This is a genomic window from Citrobacter sp. VF227 (assembly GCF_052950715.1).
This window is the reverse complement of sequence record NZ_JBRFVF010000681.1, coordinates 1-407: the sequence shown is the minus strand read 5'-3', so window position 1 is coordinate 407 and position 407 is coordinate 1. Positions and strand designations below refer to the sequence as shown.

Here is a 407-nt window from a genome sequence, read left to right as displayed (position 1 = left end):
GGCAGCCACAAGTGCTTTTCTCAGTTTCATATGCTTTCCTTTTCAGTAAATATCAGTATCGTTTATACCGTCCCTGAAAGACCGGTATTGCACAGGGCTGCAGCCACAGCCCTGTGTCATCACGGCCCCGGACAGCACCCGGCTCCCGGGTGCTGTTCCGTATCGCCCTACCCCTGAAACACCCCGCCGCCATACAGCAGGGCCGTGATGGCTGCGGCATCCGGAATGGCCGGGGTGAGCGGTATCTGAGGGACGCTCTCCGGCGCCGGCGCCGGGGCCTCCGTCTCCTCCTCTGCCGGCCAGGCCGTCACCATCATGTCCAGCTCAAACTCCCCCACCGCATCCCGCGGCAGCCACAACCGGGCCGGCTCCGTCACCAGCAGCGTCACCCGCTGCCGGGCGGCCGG

At 65.1% G+C, this 407-nt stretch carries 1 protein-coding gene; it reads right to left on the bottom strand.

The window, feature by feature from the left end; genetic code table 11:
• Window positions 1–167 precede the first annotated feature (167 nt).
• A partial coding sequence (locus ACU8YC_RS28535) for a hypothetical protein (protein ID WP_446896458.1) occupies window positions 168–407 on the bottom strand: 240 nt, incomplete at its 5' end.